This window comes from Streptomyces sp. Edi2, from assembly GCF_040253635.1.
In the GTDB taxonomy this organism is placed as follows: Bacteria; Actinomycetota; Actinomycetes; order Streptomycetales; family Streptomycetaceae; genus Streptomyces.
Genome location: NZ_JBEJGX010000003.1, coordinates 6,784,519 through 6,801,370, shown reverse-complemented (window position 1 = coordinate 6,801,370; position 16,852 = coordinate 6,784,519). Strand labels below are relative to the sequence as shown.

The following is a 16,852-nucleotide window of genomic DNA, read 5'->3' as shown; positions in this document are numbered from 1 at the left end:
CGCCTCCCTTGAGCCCGCCGAACAACTCCTCAATCTGGCGGCCGACTTCACCCGATTCAACGACGCTCACCAGCGGCACGCGCTCAACGGGCCAGCCCCCACCGCCCTGCTGAACGCCCAGACGGAATCTGCACAGCACCTGGCCCGGTCCGCGCTCGCCATCGTGGACACCCTCAATGCCCAGCCGATGTACCACAGCCCCGTGATCCACGCGGTGTACGCACGCGTTCGCCAACTCGCCCATCTCGCTTCCGACGCAGCCGACCATCTCATCGACGCCGTGGACCTCCTCGACCACACCCGCGCGGGGCTGCCCGTTGAGCTGGGCGACGGCTTCCTGGCGGTCGTGACCGAGCAGGAGGCCCGCCGGGGAGCCGGCCGGTGCTTCAGCCTCGTCGCGAGCCTCACCGCCCTGGGCTCCTCAGACGCCCTGGCGACCGCTGAACTCTTCGCTGTCGAACGCCGCCGCCGGGGCTTCGTACCCGAGTACCGGCCGCCCGCCCTGTCTCACATCCAGGACTCCACGCTGCGCGCGGTGGCGCGCGGCGACGTGGCGATCACCAGTGGCAAGCCCTATCTGTGCCGCGAGGACCTCCGCGTCAGCATCAGCACCATCCGCGCCCTGGAGAGCCGCGGCCTGGTGATGCGCGAGGACTGCCCGGACTGGTTCCGCGACGAGCGCGTCCACCTCACCGCAGCTGGGCGCCGCGACCTCGCCGCCTCGTTCGCCTGGCCCCGCTCCACCGCACCCGCCGCAACACGCCCACCAGCCCGACCAGCCGCGACCGCGGCACGAGCCGCGGCCCGTTGACCTCAACTCCCGGAGCCCCACGACGCCTTCCGACACCCCGACAGCACACGATCTCGCCCGGGCTCTCGCTGACCAGCTCTGCCCCGGCGCCGCCCCCCGCGACGTGACCGTCAGCTTCGAAGCTCGCCGACAGGCCCCAGCCGAGTACCGCCACCGCGGCCGAGGCGGACCCGTGACGGTCTTCGCCCAGGCACTGCATGCCGACCTCTTCGGCCTCCCCGCGGACGACGAGCCGCTGCCCACCGCCCTGGACGCGCTCCTGCAGGCCACGCACACCGCGACAGCACCCGAGCAGCAGACCGCGATCCTGCGGCAGGTCGCCGACCAGCTGCGCAACGCCGCCGAGATCATCCAGCGCTACCAGTACCGAGCCCAGTGGGATCGGCTCCCTGACGACGTCGCCGGGCATCTGCGTGACGCCCACGACCAGGCCCAGCAGGTCGCCCTGACCCTCGACCTCGTCGCACCCGCCCTCAGCAGCCCTCCCGCCGCGCCCGAGCCGCCCGGCCCGCAACCGCGACACACCGCAGGCCCGCCCGTGCCCCCGACTCCACCGGCCGGGCGCCGCCGCTGACCTCCGGCGACAGCCCATCCGCCGGGAAAGGCCCCACCCTGACCACTGCCGATCCCCTCCACACCCTCCTCACCCAACCCCGCTGCTCGCTTGGCGTGTTCGTCCCGGCTGGCCTCCATCCGGTATCCGCCGAGCGCCGTCACCTCGACCAGCTCGCGCAGGCAGGTGCCGACCTGTTCGAGGTCGGCCTGGCAACCGAGGACGCCGTTCTCGACGGCCCCGTCATTCAGACCGCGTACCACCGTGCCCTGCGACGCGGAAATGTCCTCGATGCCGCCGTCCGCGCCGTCGAGCATGCCGCCGGCCTCCGGCCGACCGTCGTCATGACCTACTGGGAGCCCGTCCGCCGCCACGGCCCCGAGCACCTGGCCCACCTGTTCGCCTCCGCAGGTGCCGCCGGCGTGATGGTCGTCGACCTGCCCGCCCACCAGGCGGCCCGCTGGCACGAGATCGCGCGGGAAGCGGGCCTTCGCGCCCCACGCCTCATCCCGCGCACCACCCCCGACATCAGCCTCCCCGCCGCGGTCGCCGGCGCCTCCGGATGGCTCTACGCACCCGCCAACACAGCCCCGACCGGCTACCAAGGGCCGCTCGACATCCCGGCGCTCGGCGACTTCACCCGGCGCCTGCGCGGCGCGAGCCCGCTGCCCGTGGTCTCGGGCGTGGGGATCTCGACCCCGGCCCTCGCCGCGCGCGTCGCCCCGGTGGTGGATGCCGTCGTCATCGGCACCCCGGTCGTGCGCGCCCTGGCCACCGCCCCCGGTCGGGCTGGCGAAGTGACTGCCGCGTTCGCCCAGGCCCTGCACACGCCCACCTCCACGGAGACCCGTGCCTAATCACCCCGCACCGGCTCAGATCCTCGACCGGATCACCACCGACGCCCTGGCCCTGCACCGGGCCCTGCGCACCAGCACCACCGACGACGCGTACGCGCTGGCCGCGTGGATCACCGAGACCCAAGACCTCGCCGACACCGCCCTGTATCTGTTCCGCGGCCTCGCACAGCACACGCCGCACACCACGTCCGCGGACCTGCTGATCCTCGAACGGGTCGCGCACATCGCCAAGGCCGCCCAGGACGCGGGCGCCGAACTGGCCGCCGCCCTTGCGCGCGCCGTGGAGAACCGGCGCCGCCGAGCCGACGCCGTGTCACAGCGGGTGGTCCTCATCGGCCCGTCACCGCAGCAGTTCATCGAGTCGGCCACCGACCTCCTCGACCGCATCCCCGCCCTCTGCCACGCCATACACCGTGACCGGCTGGCCCCGCCCAACCTGCCGACGCACCTGCCGCATTGAGGCGTGCCGCCGCTTCCCCATCTCCAGGACAGACCATTTCAGATCAACCCCGATTCCGCGCCCTTTCCCTTGGCGCCGGAGTTCAGTCCAGCACCCTCCTCGCCCTCTCCGCCGAGGGGATCCTTCCGAAGGTCGATTACGCGATCTTCGCTGACACCGGTTGGGAACCGCAGGCCGTCTATGCGCACCTCGACCGCTTGGAGCGGGAGATCGCTGCGCCGGCGGGCATCCCCGTCCTGCGGGTGTCCACCGGCAACATCCGCGACGACGCGCTCGCCCCCCAGCACCGGTTCGCCTCCATGCCGCTCCACATCCTCAACCAGGACGGCAAGGCCGGAATGACCCGGCGGCAGTGCACGGGCGAATACAAGATCAAGCCGATCAAGAAGCAGGTCCGCGAACTCCTCGGCTACCCCTACCCCGCCCGCATCCCGCGCGAGGTGTTCGTCGAGCAGTGGGTCGGGATCTCCACCGACGAGTTCCACCGCGCCAAGGACGCCGACGTGAAGTACATGCGCAACCGGCACCCGCTCATCGACCTCGGCTGGAGCCGGGCCGACTGCGTCCGCTACCTGTCGTCGCTCAACCTCGCGGACACCCCGAAGTCGTCATGCCTCGGGTGCCCGTTCCACGGCAACGCGCAGTGGCGCCACATCCGCGACACCTCGCCTGCCGAGTGGGCGGACGTGGTGGCCTTCGACGCCGCCATCCGCCAGGGCAACGCCCGCGCCAACGCCAGCGGCAACCGCCTGCTGGGCGAGGCATTCCTGCACCGCTCCCGCGTCCCTCTCGGCGAAGCACCGATCGATCACGTCACCCCCGCCGAGCGGGCCGCCCTGCGCATCGGGGCTGACGATGCCGACGAGCTGGAGAACGGCGTCGTGGACGGCTGCTCGCCCTGGGCCTGTCGCGGTGATGCCGAAGCCGCGGTGCAGGACGACTTCGGGCTGGCCGCTTGATCCTCGACCTCTTCGCGGGGCCGGGCGGCTGGAGCAGGGCACTGAGCGTCCTCGGCGCCCAGGACCTTGGCCTGGAATGGGACGAGTGGGCCTGCAAAACACGTACCGCCGCTGGACAATTGACGATCCGGACCGACGTGGCGACGTATCCGACGTGGCCCTTCATCGGCCGAACGCGCGGGCTGATCGCGTCCCCTCCGTGCCAGGCATGGTCGATGGCCGGCAAACGCCTCGGGCTGATCGACCAGCCCCTGGTCCACCAGGCGGTCTCAGACCTCGCCACTGGTCGCGACACCCGCGAAGCGCTCCTCGGCGCCTGCCGGGATGTGCGTTCCTTGTTGGCCGCCGAGCCCATGCGCTACCTCCACGACCTGAATTCGGTCGGAGAGCCGGAGTGGGTCGCCATGGAGGAAGTGCCGGACGTCCTCCCTCTGTGGAAGCAGTACGCGGTGATCCTGCGCCGCTGGGGGTTCTCCGTGTGGACCGGCATCCTCAACGCCGCGGACTACGGGGTGCCCCAGACGAGGAGGAGGGCGATCCTGCTCGCCTCCCGCGTCCGCACCGCCCAGCCGCCCCCGCCGACCCACGCCAAAATCGATGAGCCCGAGGGGCTGTTCGGGCCGGGCCGCACCCGTTGGGTCAGCATGGCGCAGGCCCTGGGGTGGGGAGCGACCGACCGGCCTGTGCCCACCGTCTGCGCCGGCGGCGGGCCCGGCGGCGGCGCCGAGCCCTTCCCCTCCGGCTCGCGGAAGGCGTTGTCCACCGCCCGAGACCGCGGCACCTGGACACCCCACCCGGACACCCCCCGACAGCACTCCAGCCGGGCAGGAACCAAGCCTGCCGACCGGCCCAGCGACCAGGCCGAACAGGCAGCGGGCCGGCCGGTGCCGGTCCCTGACTGGTCGTGGTCCTTGCGGAGCAACAACCAGGCCCACGCCACCATCCGGCCCCTGTCCGAGCCCGCGGGAACGCTGTTCTTCGGGCACCGCTCGAACGAATGCACCTGGGTCGCCGAGCCCGTCGCCTCGCCTGCCGGGGACGCAGAATCGCCCGCCGTCCCGGCGCCCATCCGGATCACCGCCCAGGAAGCCGGAGTTCTACAGACCTTCCCCGCCGACTACCCCTGGGCCGGCAACAAGGGCCAAGTCTTCAGCCAGATCGGCAACGCCGTACCGCCCCGCCTCGCCGCCCACCTCCTCGCCCCGCACCTCGGCAAGACCCTCACCCTCGACGACTTCACCCTGGCCGCCTAATGCCCATCCCCGCCGACCCGTACGAGGGCGACGACCTGGACGACCTGCCACCGCCACGACCCGTGCACTACGCCGAACAAGCCCTGCTCGGCGCCCTCCTGCTCGAACCACACCGGCTGGGCACCATCGGCCGTCTGACGCCAGACAATTTCGGCAATCACGCCCACAGCACTCTGTTCCTCGCCATGCGCACCGTGCCGACCCCCAGCCCGAAGCAGCACGCCAAGGACACGGCATGGCTCAGCGCCGTACTGACCAAGGCGCAACCCGAGGCGCCGGGGCTGACCGCCTCCTACCTGCACACCCTCATCCAGAGCTGCCCCCGGCCCCAGCACGCCGCAGCGTATGCGGGCATGATCCGCGCCGATCACGGCCGCCGGATGCTGCGCGAGCACGCCGACCGGCTGTGCCAGATCGCCACCGACACCACGCTGCCGGACTCGGTCGTGGCCGTCCTTGCGCAGGCCGATGCCCTGGGTCGCTACCTCGACGAACTCACGTCCCAGTTCACCCCGCACCCCGGCTCCCTGCCCCGTACCCCTGCACCGCCACCGCCCCCGCCCGAGGCCGAAGATGAAGCCCTCGACGAGGAGCGACTGCTGCTCGCCACCGCAACCGCCCACCCCAACGAAGTGACGACCATGCGGTGGCTGCAGCCCGACGACTTCACCCACCCTCTGCACGCCGGACTGTGGCAGTGCCTGGTCGCCCTGACACGACGCGACACCCCCGTCGACCCCGTCACGGTCCTGTGGGAGGCGCAGCACCGTGGCCTCCTCAGCACCGGGCCCGAGCCGAGTGAGCTGCTCGACCTCCTCACCGGACCGGTCGGCTCCGCAGAGTGCTGGGGCGAGCGGATCCTCCAGCGCTCCGTCCTCAGCACCGCCCACCACACAGGCCGGCGCATCGAGGCATTCACCGAAGACCCGGCCACCACGCCGTACCAGCTCGTCGTCGGCAGCCGCCGCGCGCTCGCCGACCTGTCCGCCATACGCACCCGGTGGCAACACGCCACCTCACCCGCGCCAGAGAGCAGGCCCGCGACCAGAGGCACGGCGGCGCCCCGGGCCAGTCCACCGCGGACCACGGCTCCGCCCACGGCACGCATCTCCCGCTGACCCAAGCCCGCCGGTGTCCGGCCCCCTTGGCCCGGACACCGGCAGAAAGAGCACTCCTTGGTGACACCCCCGTCCATCGACGCCCACGTCCGCCTCGACACCCACCCCACACACCCCAGCGCTGTGATCGCCACCCTTACCGGCGCCCAGGCCCACATCCCCCACGTTGGTCTGGAAGCCGCCGACTGGCACGTCGTCGCCAAGAACACCCTGGTCCTGGCCCGCATCGACCACGAGGAGCCCTACTGGGCCGAGGAAGCCGCCCGGGAACTGATCACCTCGGGGGTCGCCGTCGAGATCACGCCCCAGCTCCGGGAGGCCATCGACGAGGAATGGACATGGGCCAATTACCCCATGCACTGGTGCACCCGTACTGAGATCCGAGAGGTCTCCGCCGAGGCCCAGAAGATCTACGACGACATCCGTCACGGCCACCTCCTCATCCACGCCCACGCCCACGATGGCCACACCACCGTCGCGGTCGGGACCTACCTCAACACCGGCAAGAGCGTTTACCTCCACGGCGAGAACCACCTGAGGCAGGTCGCCGACACCTTCGACTCACCCGCCCAAGCTCTGGTGACCTTCGAAGGGCTGCACGGCGAGACCATGCGCCCAGGCCCCGCGCCGATGACCGACACCGAACGCGAAACCGCCGAAGCCCGAACCTCCCTCGACGCACCGCCCGCGCAACCTGAGCGTCCCCTATCGGTACAGGAGACCGTGCCCGCCTACGCCGCCGACCCCGGCGACCACGACGCCCTCCTGGACGCGTTCCTCGACGCGCACGGCGACTGGGAGAAGTGGAGGACCTGGTCCGATGAGACGACCCACGCCATCCACGAATCCCAGACCCTGCGCATCGAGCGCATCCACGAAGCGCCCGCCCACGAGAACGCCTGGACCGTGGCCGCCTACGAGACGCCCGTATCCGACCGGATATGGGTCCTCACCGCGACCGGCGCAACCCCTGACCTCGTGCTGGAGGAGCTGCTGGATCACCTGGCCGACGGTGACGGCTGGGACGCGCCCTTCGGCGCACCGGTGGACGAGAAAGCCGTCACCGCCGCCACACAGCCCCTCTCCGACGCCGGATGGAAGCACACCGTGGACGGGCGATGGATCCGCTGGACGTCCCCCGCCGGTGACGCGGGGGTCCAGTTCGATGCCTTCGCCGCCCAGCGTCCGCAGCCGACACTCGCCACCTGGACCATCTGGGCCGGCCCCGGCCCCGACCGCCCCGCCTGGATCCTCACCGCTTCCCCGCACACCCCCAGTTCGCTGCTGGCCGGCCTCTCCGAGAACCTCGCCCACAGAGTCGGCACCCGCCAGACGCGCCCCGCGGGCCACGAACGCAAAACGAGCCTCGGCACCACACCGCTGGCCGTCCCAGCAGTCAGGGCCAGCCCTACACCCAGCCGTACACGCTGATCACCAGCGGGTCAGGGCGGAGCAACATAGCGCGGGATCGCCGGTTAGCCAAACCGGCGATCCCGCGCATCATTGATGGTCCACCGCCACGACCTGCCCTCACGTCGAAGGAGAGCACCCGACGACCACAGACTCAACGCCTGACACTCATGACCAGGGTGTCGTCGGGCGATCAAGCCGCCGCGTAGCTCGCGCGGAACAGATCCTGCGCTCGTTCCACGTCCCTCGGCGTACGGAGCTGCACCTCCAGATCGCCCGTCCCGTGGTGGCCGAGTTCGGACACGTCCCGGGTGAATCCCGGAACGAGGTCGACGTGCTTCGGGTCGACCTTCAGGTAGACGAGGATCTTGCTCCGCTGGGGTGGGCACACGCAGGCGAAGTTCCGCAGACGCCGCGCCTTCTGCCGCGCGGCCCGCGTCCGAGCCGATGGCGCGTCCGCTTCGGGCGGTGATCCCGTCGATCCAGTCACTGTGCTGTGGGAGGCCCAGCACCGCAGTCTTCTCGCCGACGGCATCGCCCCCAGCCACCTAATGTCCCTCATCTCCACGCCCGTCGGCTCACCCGAGTACTGGGGCGAGAAGGTCGTGCAGCGCGCCCTGCTCGCCCGCGCCCACGCCGTCGCCACCCGGATCACCACGTACACCGAGGACCCGGCCAACACCCCCCATCAGCTGATCACTGGCAGCCGCCGTGCCCTGGCCGACCTGACTGCCCTGCGCACCCGCTGGCAACGCGCCACCGCCACCATTCCATCTACAGCAACGCGTATACCGCGCGCCCCGGCGATCCCCCGGGCTGGACCACCACCCCGAACCGCACCGCCCGCAGCCCGCACCCTCCGATGAGCCCTCCCGCACCGGTCGGCCACATGCCGGCCGGAGCGCGAATCTCGAGAACCCACGTGCCGTTGACCGGGCGTCCGTGGTCGGTGCATAGCAGGTTCGCAGCACAGCCCCTCGGACCGGCGCAGCAGCCAGTCCTCCAGCAGGGTCTTCAGCTCCTCGGTTAGAGGCGGCGCCGCGCGGCACTCCGGTGGCGTGATGGTGCGTGCGCGCTCCGGAGTGCTACCAGGTGGTGGGCGGTGACCGGATGGGGCGGAGAGCTCTGTCAGATATGCCTGCTATACAAACCGCATGGCATATGACAGCGATAGGGAACAAGATCCATATTATGTGGATCTTGGCGCCTTTGGTTCAGAGGGTCTGACGGCCGAAGAGCGCGACCTGTTCGCTGATCTTGGGCAACCCGCGACGGACGCACCCGAGTGGCGGGAGCTGGTCCGTGACCCGGGTTTTGTACGCCGACGGATGTCGCTGGCTCTTTCAGGGACGCTCCATGACCTGGCACGGCGCCCGGGGCCCCAGCCCTTCCCGCGGCAGCACTACGACCTTGTCAGTTTCGCGCTGGCGGCGCTGGACGCAGTGGTCTCACGACAGGGGCTGGAGGACGAGGCCACGACCGAGGAAATCGTGCGGTTCCTGACTGGGCTGGCGGCCCGGTCCGCACCGGGCCAGCCTCACGATGAGCATGTGGCGGTGGCCCGGTTCGTGTGGCGGGGGCTGCTCAACGATGACGCCGGCGGGGCTGACTTCACTGTTCCCGTCAGCGACTTCCGGGACGGCCACCAGATGCAGCCGGTGCGGTTCTATCTGGTGCGCGAGGAGCCGCACCGCTCCGGGCACCCCGTTGTCCGGGCCAGCAGCGAGGCGATCAACGTGCTGTTGAGCGGACTGGACCTGGCGGTGGAGGACGCGCAGGCCGCCATGGACACCGTGCTGCGCCGCCAGATCGCACACGGTCAGTGGGGCCGAGCCGAGCAGAGCGCAGCTCAGAGCCTGCGCTTGTCGGTCGCCTACGCCGAGCGGGTGCGCGTGGTGCTGGTGGCCACCGAACGCGACGTGGCATCGGTGGACTGGAACGAGCGGGCACCAGAGCTGCTCCGGGACGCCCGCGAGCACCTAACGGAACGCCTGGCGGCCGAAGGCGACCTCATTGACCGGCTACGCCAGACTTACGGCGGCTTTGGAGACAAGGAGGTACGCGACGCCTGCGGGCGGGTGCTGGATCTGCTGCAGCGGGCCTACACGCGGCACTCCGAACTCCACGGGCAGGTGATGCGTGCCGAGCCGACGTTCTTGGATGCCCAGGCCGCCCAGCGGTTCCGCCCCCCAGCGCAGTTGCACACGGTCGCGATGAAAGACGACGTCTTCACGCCGCTCCTGAACCTGGACTGGCCCGAGGCCCTACAGGTCGCGGAGGCGTTCGCCGAGGCGGTGTGCGGGCCGGTCGTTGGCGCGCTGCCGGTGTTGGCCGAGCTCTATCCGATGCTGCTCACTCCCCCTCGGGAGCAGATGGCGGCCTTCCCCGACGACGAGATGGTGATCATCGACGACCGCCTGGATACGGCACCGACATACGACGGCAGTACCTGGGAGCAGGCCCTTACCGTCCTCACACGGGCACTGGGCGGGCCGGTGCGCCTGTCGCAGCTGCTGGCCGACGCAGCGGGCTTCGGGCCCGTGGTCACCGACCTGGTCGCCCTGAGCGTGCTGCGTGCCTTCGCGCCCAACCCGGAGGACACCGAAACCGACGCCGACGACCCGGATCCAGCGGTCCGGCTGAGGCAGCTGTTGGCCTGCCACCTCGTGCTGCTCGATGACGGCACCCCTCTTGCCACCGGAACCCACCAGGGCAGCGACCTGCTCGCCGTTCCCGCGCCCGCCATGAGCCACCCCGTGGCAGAAGAGGCTGCTTGATGAACACACCCACGCCACGCACCCAGCACATAACCGACGCCGCCCGGTTGGTGCGCTACGCCTGCCAGCCCCGCCGCAAACCGCTGGGCGACGCCGACTACCACGACCTCGTGGAGCGCTACCGATCCTCGCCCGCCTTCCGGGAAATAGTCGATGCCATCGCAGAGGGCATGTCGCTGCACGTCATCACGGCGCACTCCGAGGAAGGTCTGCGCGTATCGGCCGCGACCGGGGGCTTGTTCGCCTTCAAACTCGCCGACCTCCCGGCCAAGATGCGCGACCCCAAGGACCGGCTGGTCTACGGGCTGATTCACGTGGCGATCGCCGCGCACGCCTATCCCACCGCTGCGGATCTGGAAGAGGAGACCATCAAGCGAGTCTCGGTCAAGGAGATTGACGCATTCGTGCGGCACCTGATCCACCGGCTCCGCGAGGACGGCGAGGACGATGCGGGTCTGCTCCCCGCAGTAGCCGCGGCCCGAGCGGCGTGGAACACCTACGACGCGCTCTCCCCGCACCGGCTCACCAAGACCGGGCAGCTGGCCGCGTCCTCCAGCCTCGGAAGGATCAAGTCCGTCCTGGACTGGCTTGTCCTGCAGGGATACGCCCAACAGGCCAAAGCGCTCGGCCCGTTCGAGTACCGGCTGCTGAACAGCTTCCGCCTCCAGGTAGCCGGCGCAGCCGCCCTGCCCGCCTTCCAGAAGATCACCGACGTCCGCCGGCAGCAGACCGCGGACACCAACCACCGTGACGCTGTCGCCGAGGAGAACTGAACATGCTGCGACTGCGCCGGATCCGGCTGGAGAACATCGGCCACAAGGACGCCCGCTTCAACGGAACCCTGCTGGACCTGACCGAGCCCGGAGGCCAGATCAGCGACGCCATCGTCTGGCTGCGCAACGGCGGCGGCAAGTCCAGCCTGCTCGCCCTATTCTTCAACCTGCTGTTGCCCGGCAAGGCCGACTTCATAGGCTACGCGAAGAACAAGGGGCTGATCGACTACGTCCTGGAGGGCAAACCCGCGCACGTCGTCGCGGAATGGGAGGATGACGCCTCCCCATTCGGCGGCCCCGCCCTGATCACGGGCGCCGTCTACCAGTGGCCCGATGGACACCGCCCGGCCAGCGACGACGACGCCTGGGACAAGCTCCAGCGCGCCTGGTACACCCTGCGCCCGGCCGCCGGCACCGACCTCACCACCCTGCCCGTGCACACCTTGGGGGGCTGGCGCAGCAAGGAGGGCTATCTCAAGGCCCTCACTCTCCAGATGGCTGCCGACCACCATCTGGATCTGCAGATCGTGAATGACCGCAATCAAGGCACCTGGGAGAAGATGCTCTCGGACCGCGGGCTCGATCCGCGGCTGCTACAGGTGCAGCGCCGGATGAACCTCGATGAGGGCGCGATCACCGAACTCTTCCAGTTCGACAGCGCCGAGGGCTTCCTGGAACTCCTCATCGACCTGGTTGTCGATCCCACACAGCCCACGACGGTGCGCAACAATCTCAAGAACCAGGCGGTCCGGCTGGCCAAGCGACCCGCGCGGGAACTCGAACTGCGCTTCCTGACCGGGGCGATCACCCGGCTGCGGCCGTTGCAGCAGGCTGTCGCCGATGTGGCAGCCCTCAACGGCGAGATGACATCCGTCCATGCAGCCGGCGAGCTGGCGTGCTCATGGATCAGCGCCCGCCGCGACACACTCACCGCTCAGCAGACCGCAGCGACCACCAGCGCCAGCAGGGCCAAGCAGCAGGCCGAACAGGCCCGTACTCGCGGCGAAGCGCACAGGCTGCGGGCCGATCTGCTCGATCACGCGGCTGCGGTCCTCACCACCCGGGCCCGCCGCGCCGACCAGAAGAAGGCCGAAGCCGAGAACAGCAAGGCCGAAGCGCATCGGACAGCCTGGCAGAGCGTCCACACGTACCTGGAGCGCGAGGGTCTGGCCCGCGAACAAGCCGAGCTGAATGCCCTGCTCACTCGCCGCGCCCACGACATCGCCCCTCTGCGTGAAGCCATGGAGGCCGCTGGCGCGATGCTCCGGGCCAAGCTCACTCAGGTCATAGGCGCGCGCGAAGGCGACGCCGGCCACCTCGCGCAGCAGATCAAGGATGCCGAACGCGAAGGGAAAGCGGCTGACAAGGCCGAGAAGAAGCACTTGGTGGCCGAGGAACAGGCACGCAGCCGCCTCATGTCCCTCCAGCAGTCCCTCAAGAAGATCGACGCCCTAATCGCTCAAGCACGGAAAGACGGCCTCCTGGAGAGGGAGGAGACCCCGCCGGAAGCTCAGGCCCGATGGGCCGCGGACGCCGCACACCTGGAGGATCAGCTCGTCCGTGGTCAGGCACGTCTGAAGGAGCTCGCTGACCAGCTCACCCAGCTTGCAGACGACCGGGATACCGCCGACAGGCACTGGCGGGAGGCAGCAACCGAATACGGCCGGATCTGGGACCGGTGGGACGCACTGCGCGCAGAGCAGCAGCGCCTGGCCCGGCACTCCCGGTTGACCGAGCTCGCCCAGCTCGACGACGAACTCGACGTCACTGGCAGCGGCATGGACCTCGATGTGGCCGGCCGGCCTCTGCTGCAGGTGTTGCAGGACCAGATCACCCGGGCCCGGGACGCCTTGATTGCCGAACAGCTTGCCGCGGCAGCCGACCGGCGTGCCCTGGCCTGCCTGGAGAGCGAGGGGTTCCTGCCCGCTCCTTTGGAGACCGAACGTGCCCTGGCCGCCCTGCAGGCCACCGACAGCACGGTGGACGCGGTCAGCGGCCTGCAGTTCCTGCGCGACTCCCTGCCTCCCTCACGGCACGCCGCCGCGATCGCACAAGCGCCCGACGTCGTGGGTGGCATCGTCGTCCTCGGCTCCGTCGACGACCAGGACCTGCACCGGTCCATCGCCGCCACCGGCATGAGCACCCGCTCAGTGATCTCCGTCTGTGACAGTCACACCGCCCGTGCCCGCCTGACCAGCGCAGGTCCCGGCGATGTGCACGCCGTCTTCCCCATCCAGGCAGCAGCCTTGCAGCGTCGGGCCGCCGATGACGAACTGGTGCGGCTCAGTACCCGGATCGGTGAAAGCCAAGAGCGCTGCCAGCACCTCATCACAGCGCAGGACCGGGACCGGGCCCTGGCCCGGGAGCTGGCCGAACACCTGGACGCCTTCGGGGTCGAGCCGCGCCGACGGCTCCAGGAAAGCCTGGAGCGCGCCGAGACACGCAGGGACACATGGAAGACCCAACTTGACGGACACGACGAGCGTCACCGACAGGCGCAGACTCTCCGCGATCGGATCCAGCAAGAGACCGTCGACGCGACGAGCCGCCTTGGTCAGGTAGTCGCCAGCACCGAACGGTCCCGGCACGTCGCAGAGCAGTCCCAACGCACTGCGGACCTGAGGGAACAGCTCGGTGCCTTCCGGCAGCACCAAGCCGACCAGCAGGAGTCGGCACGCCAGGCTGCCAGCGACAAGCAAGCTGCTCGAAAAGCCGAGCAGCGCCACCGGCGTGACGAAACGGTCTGCAAACAGGACCTGAAACGCCACCGCAGCTCCCTGCGGAAGCTCGCCACACTGGTACCCGAGACCGGCGCAGCGAACCTGGACCAGCGTGCCCTGGAGCGTGCCTCGCTGGACGCTCTGGAGGAACGCTTCACCAACGCCCGGACCGTCCTGGAGTCCGAAGCGGCCGACACCCAGCTGCGCACCGACCTTGCCATCACCGCCAGCCGCCTGGCGCACGCCGACAAAAGCTTGGGTGCCCTGGACGACGCCACGCGCATGCTCTCAGCCGAGCTGGCCACCCGCCCTGAGGCAACCACGCCGGAAGGGCGAGACGAGGCAGTCGAGCGAGCTGGCCGCGAGGCCCAGGAGGCGGCCACCCGAGCTACACGCTGCGCCATGCTGACCGAGCAAGCCGAGGCATCCGAAGCGTCCACCGCCCATCAGGTCAATGACCCGGATGCCTCGACATCGGCGCTCCGGGAGTTCTCCAAGCCCCAGACCGCCGCAGTCGCAGCCGCGGCGGCCCGGCAGGCAGCCGAACAGGCAGACCGCGAGCAAACCACCTGTATCGAGCAACACCACGCCTTCAAGGAGAAGGCCAACACAGCTGCACTGGAGGCGAGTTCTCTGCACCGTGCCCACGATGCGCTCCGTGCCAGCCTCGACGGGCTGGCTGCCCACTGGACACCCGACTTTGCAGCGCCGCTGCCGGACGCCGCCGGGTGGCTCGCAGAGCGCTGCGACATTGTGGAAGCGGACGCGTCGGAGATGACCGAGAAGCAGGCCCACCACCTGCGGGACCTGCTCACCACAGCCATCACCGATGCGCAGCAGACCCTCACCAAGGCCACGCGAAGACTCGCCGCAGCCACCCGCCATGTTCACCAGCTGGCCGCTGATCGGCAATATGCCGACGCCGTCGATGCCCAGCTCGTGGCGCGGCTCACCGAGGACTCGGCGCAGCTCTACGCCTCGCTGGCCACCCTGATTCCGGAGATCGAACTGCGCGAAAAGCGCATCACCACGCTGCTCGATCAGCTCACCGAGGACCAGCTTCTCCTGGTCCAGCAGTGCGCCGCGCTCGCCAAGACCGTCGTGGACTCGCTGCACCAGGTCGCCCGGCACTCCAAACTCCCCGCGGGCTTGGGGGCATGGTCAGGCAAGCCCTTCCTCACCCTCAAGCTCGCCGACTGGGGCAGCGAAGAAACCCTCACCCACCGCATCTCCACCAGTGTGGACACCCTGGTCGCCGGCGTCGCCGTCAAACACTCCAGCAGCGCCAACGTCCTGCCCCCGGCGCTCGACCTGGCCAAGCGCCTGGTACTGGCCGCCCTGGGCGGCAGCGGGAACATCACCGCAAAGGTCCTCAAGCCGCACCCGATCCCAGTCATGGACCCCGTCGACGTCACGAAGATCAAGAAGTTTTCCGGTGGTGAACTCCTGACCGTGTCCGTGCTGCTGTACTGCTGCCTTGCGCAGGTCCGCGCGGCCAACCGCAACCGCGGACTGCCCGGTGGAGTCGGAACCCTGCTGCTGGACAACCCGATGGGCAAGTCCAACTACGTGCCCTTCATCGACCTGCAACGTACAGTCGCCGCCACCCATGGCGTTCAGCTCATCTACACCACCGGCGTGGAAGACCTCGACGCCGTCGGCCGCTTCCCCCTCATCCTGCGACTGCGCAACAACGCCCACGACGCGCGGACTGGCCATCGTCTCGTCCAGCTGGCCGAACGCTACGGAGATGCCGTCAGCGACGGCGTCACCAATGCCCACTCCGACGGCATCCGCGCCGCACGACTGCACCGCTTCCCCCTCACCGAGCCCACCAGCGACCAGACCGGCGAAACACCAGAACCGGCAGACCAGGATGGGGAGGAATAGGCATGACTGCTCTACGCCCGCTCAGCGAGATACTCCGGGAACGGCTGCACGCGCATCCACGCAAACGCATCCTCTTCGACGACCTGGCCGACGCCGCGTACTCCGCTGACCCCGCCCTCCTCACCGCGCCCGAACGCCGCAACCTCCTCGCCGATGCCCTCAACACGCTCCAGACCGCCGGCACCCTTCGATTGCCCGCCACCAAGAAACATTGGGACCACACTGCGCTGCCGCCCCTGCCCCGCTGGGCCGAGCGCATCGACCCGCCTCGCTCCGCCACCCACCGGCCAGCGGCCCGCTCCTGGGCCGCCGAATTGTCCTTCCTCGACGGACGCCGACTCAGCCAGCACGACCACGGCCTCTTCACCGCCCTCAACGACTTCCTCCTAGCCGGCGGAGCAACCAGCGAACCCGTACCGCTGCGCGACCGCGCCTGTCAGCTCTTCGGCGACGAGAAGTACCTCGACGGCATTCACGACTCGAAGTGGGTACTCGAAGGGCTCCTGAGCGTCAGAGACCACCTGCGTGCCTACCTCACCCCCGAGCCCCTGAACGTCATCGAACTCGGGCCAGCGCCCTGGCTACTCATCGTCGAGAACACGGCCGCCTTCGACAACCTCCGCCGCATCCTGCGGCAGTGGCCCCACCGCGACGAAGTCGGCTGGATCGCTTTCGGCGACGGCGACCGCATCGCCGCCAGCATCAGCACTCTCCCCGAGCGCCTCGCAGAAACCGGCCACCGGCTCACCGAAATCCTCTACTACGGGGACCTCGACTTCGACGGTCTCCACTGTGTCGCCCTCGCGAGCCAACGATCCGTCTCGGCCGGCCTTCCGCCGCTCACACCCGCAGGCGGCCTCTACGCCGCACTCCTCAACCGCACGCACAGAAAGGCCGCCGCGGTGAGCGCCGAAGCCGCCCGCAGCGTCTGTTCCTGGCTGACCACCCCGCTCGGCCCCCGCACAACCCACCTGCTCACCAACGGAGCCATCGTCCGACAGGAGGCCCTGCACCTCACCGCTCTGCGGGATCTCCTCACGCCAGGCCACGGAGTCTTGCGGCAACAGCTCGCTGCCGTTCCCGGCGCCACCGCCGCTGAGAAATGCGACGTTCCAGGGGACGGTCCCCTGCCCACCCACCACGCGCCCCCCACAGATGTCGCCCGGGCTAGTCCGGCAACACCTTCGGAGCCGAGCCCGCGAAGGTAACATCACGGCAATCGTCACGTGGCGCGTGACTGATGACCGAGGCCCCGGCTCCGCTCTACAAGC

At 69.7% G+C, this 16,852-nt stretch carries 13 protein-coding genes and 1 pseudogene; 13 read left to right on the top strand and 1 reads right to left on the bottom strand.

The genetic code is table 11. The features are described 5' to 3' along the window. Window positions 1-163 precede the first annotated feature (163 nt). The 8 genes from ABR737_RS33225 to ABR737_RS33190 all read left to right on the top strand — a co-directional run bounded on the left by ABR737_RS33225 (window position 164) and on the right by ABR737_RS33190 (window position 7,442). Complete coding sequence (locus tag ABR737_RS33225) at window positions 164-811, top strand: winged helix DNA-binding protein (RefSeq protein ID WP_350254582.1); 648 nt, start codon at window positions 164-166, stop codon at window positions 809-811. 172 nt (window positions 812-983) lie between these two features. Next, the gene (locus ABR737_RS33220) at window positions 984-1,385 is read left to right on the top strand and encodes a hypothetical protein (protein ID WP_350254580.1); all 402 of its coding nucleotides are present in this window, start codon (window positions 984-986) and stop codon (window positions 1,383-1,385) included. 95 nt (window positions 1,386-1,480) lie between these two features. Then, window positions 1,481-2,221 carry a tryptophan synthase subunit alpha gene (trpA, locus tag ABR737_RS33215; protein WP_497137490.1) on the top strand — a complete coding sequence of 247 codons (741 nt, stop codon included), beginning with the start codon at window positions 1,481-1,483 and terminating at the stop codon, window positions 2,219-2,221. Then, a complete protein-coding gene (locus tag ABR737_RS33210; RefSeq protein WP_350254579.1) occupies window positions 2,214-2,681 on the top strand; it encodes a hypothetical protein in 468 nt (155 codons plus the stop codon). Before trpA ends, ABR737_RS33210 begins: the two co-directional genes overlap by 8 nt. A 35-nt stretch (window positions 2,682-2,716) precedes the next feature. Further along, a complete protein-coding gene (locus ABR737_RS33205; RefSeq protein ID WP_350257018.1) occupies window positions 2,717-3,640 on the top strand; it encodes an adenine nucleotide alpha hydrolase family protein in 924 nt (307 codons plus the stop codon). Next, on the top strand, window positions 3,637-4,893 hold the full coding sequence (locus tag ABR737_RS33200; protein ID WP_350254578.1) for a DNA cytosine methyltransferase: 1,257 nt from the start codon (window positions 3,637-3,639) through the stop codon (window positions 4,891-4,893). The genes ABR737_RS33205 and ABR737_RS33200 overlap by 4 nt, the downstream gene beginning before the upstream one ends. Beyond that, the gene (locus ABR737_RS33195; RefSeq protein ID WP_350254576.1) at window positions 4,893-6,011 is read left to right on the top strand and encodes a DnaB-like helicase N-terminal domain-containing protein; all 1,119 of its coding nucleotides are present in this window, start codon (window positions 4,893-4,895) and stop codon (window positions 6,009-6,011) included. Before ABR737_RS33200 ends, ABR737_RS33195 begins: the two co-directional genes overlap by 1 nt. A gap of 60 nt (window positions 6,012-6,071) precedes the next feature. Next, window positions 6,072-7,442, top strand: a complete 1,371-nt coding sequence (locus tag ABR737_RS33190) for an SPDY domain-containing protein (RefSeq protein WP_350257017.1) — start codon at window positions 6,072-6,074, stop codon at window positions 7,440-7,442. 172 nt (window positions 7,443-7,614) lie between these two features. Here ABR737_RS33190 and ABR737_RS33185 read toward each other — a convergent pair. Further along, window positions 7,615-7,836: pseudogene (locus ABR737_RS33185) on the bottom strand (transporter); the annotation flags it as partial. Between the two features lie 76 nt (window positions 7,837-7,912). Between ABR737_RS33185 and ABR737_RS33180 the strand changes: the two are divergent. From ABR737_RS33180 to ABR737_RS33160, 5 genes are all read left to right on the top strand, one after another. Next, window positions 7,913-8,287, top strand: coding sequence for a hypothetical protein (locus tag ABR737_RS33180; protein WP_350254574.1), 375 nt, complete (start codon window positions 7,913-7,915; stop codon window positions 8,285-8,287). Between the two features lie 288 nt (window positions 8,288-8,575). Next, window positions 8,576-10,198, top strand: coding sequence for a hypothetical protein (locus tag ABR737_RS33175; RefSeq protein ID WP_350254573.1), 1,623 nt, complete (start codon window positions 8,576-8,578; stop codon window positions 10,196-10,198). After that, window positions 10,198-10,971 carry a hypothetical protein gene (locus tag ABR737_RS33170; RefSeq protein ID WP_350254572.1) on the top strand — a complete coding sequence of 258 codons (774 nt, stop codon included), beginning with the start codon at window positions 10,198-10,200 and terminating at the stop codon, window positions 10,969-10,971. Before ABR737_RS33175 ends, ABR737_RS33170 begins: the two co-directional genes overlap by 1 nt. Before the next feature lie 2 nt (window positions 10,972-10,973). Next, complete coding sequence (locus ABR737_RS33165; protein WP_350254571.1) at window positions 10,974-15,581, top strand: coiled-coil domain-containing protein; 4,608 nt, start codon at window positions 10,974-10,976, stop codon at window positions 15,579-15,581. A gap of 2 nt (window positions 15,582-15,583) precedes the next feature. Then, window positions 15,584-16,789: a hypothetical protein gene (locus ABR737_RS33160; protein ID WP_350254569.1), complete on the top strand. Its 1,206-nt coding sequence runs from the start codon at window positions 15,584-15,586 to the stop codon at window positions 16,787-16,789. Window positions 16,790-16,852 lie beyond the last annotated feature (63 nt).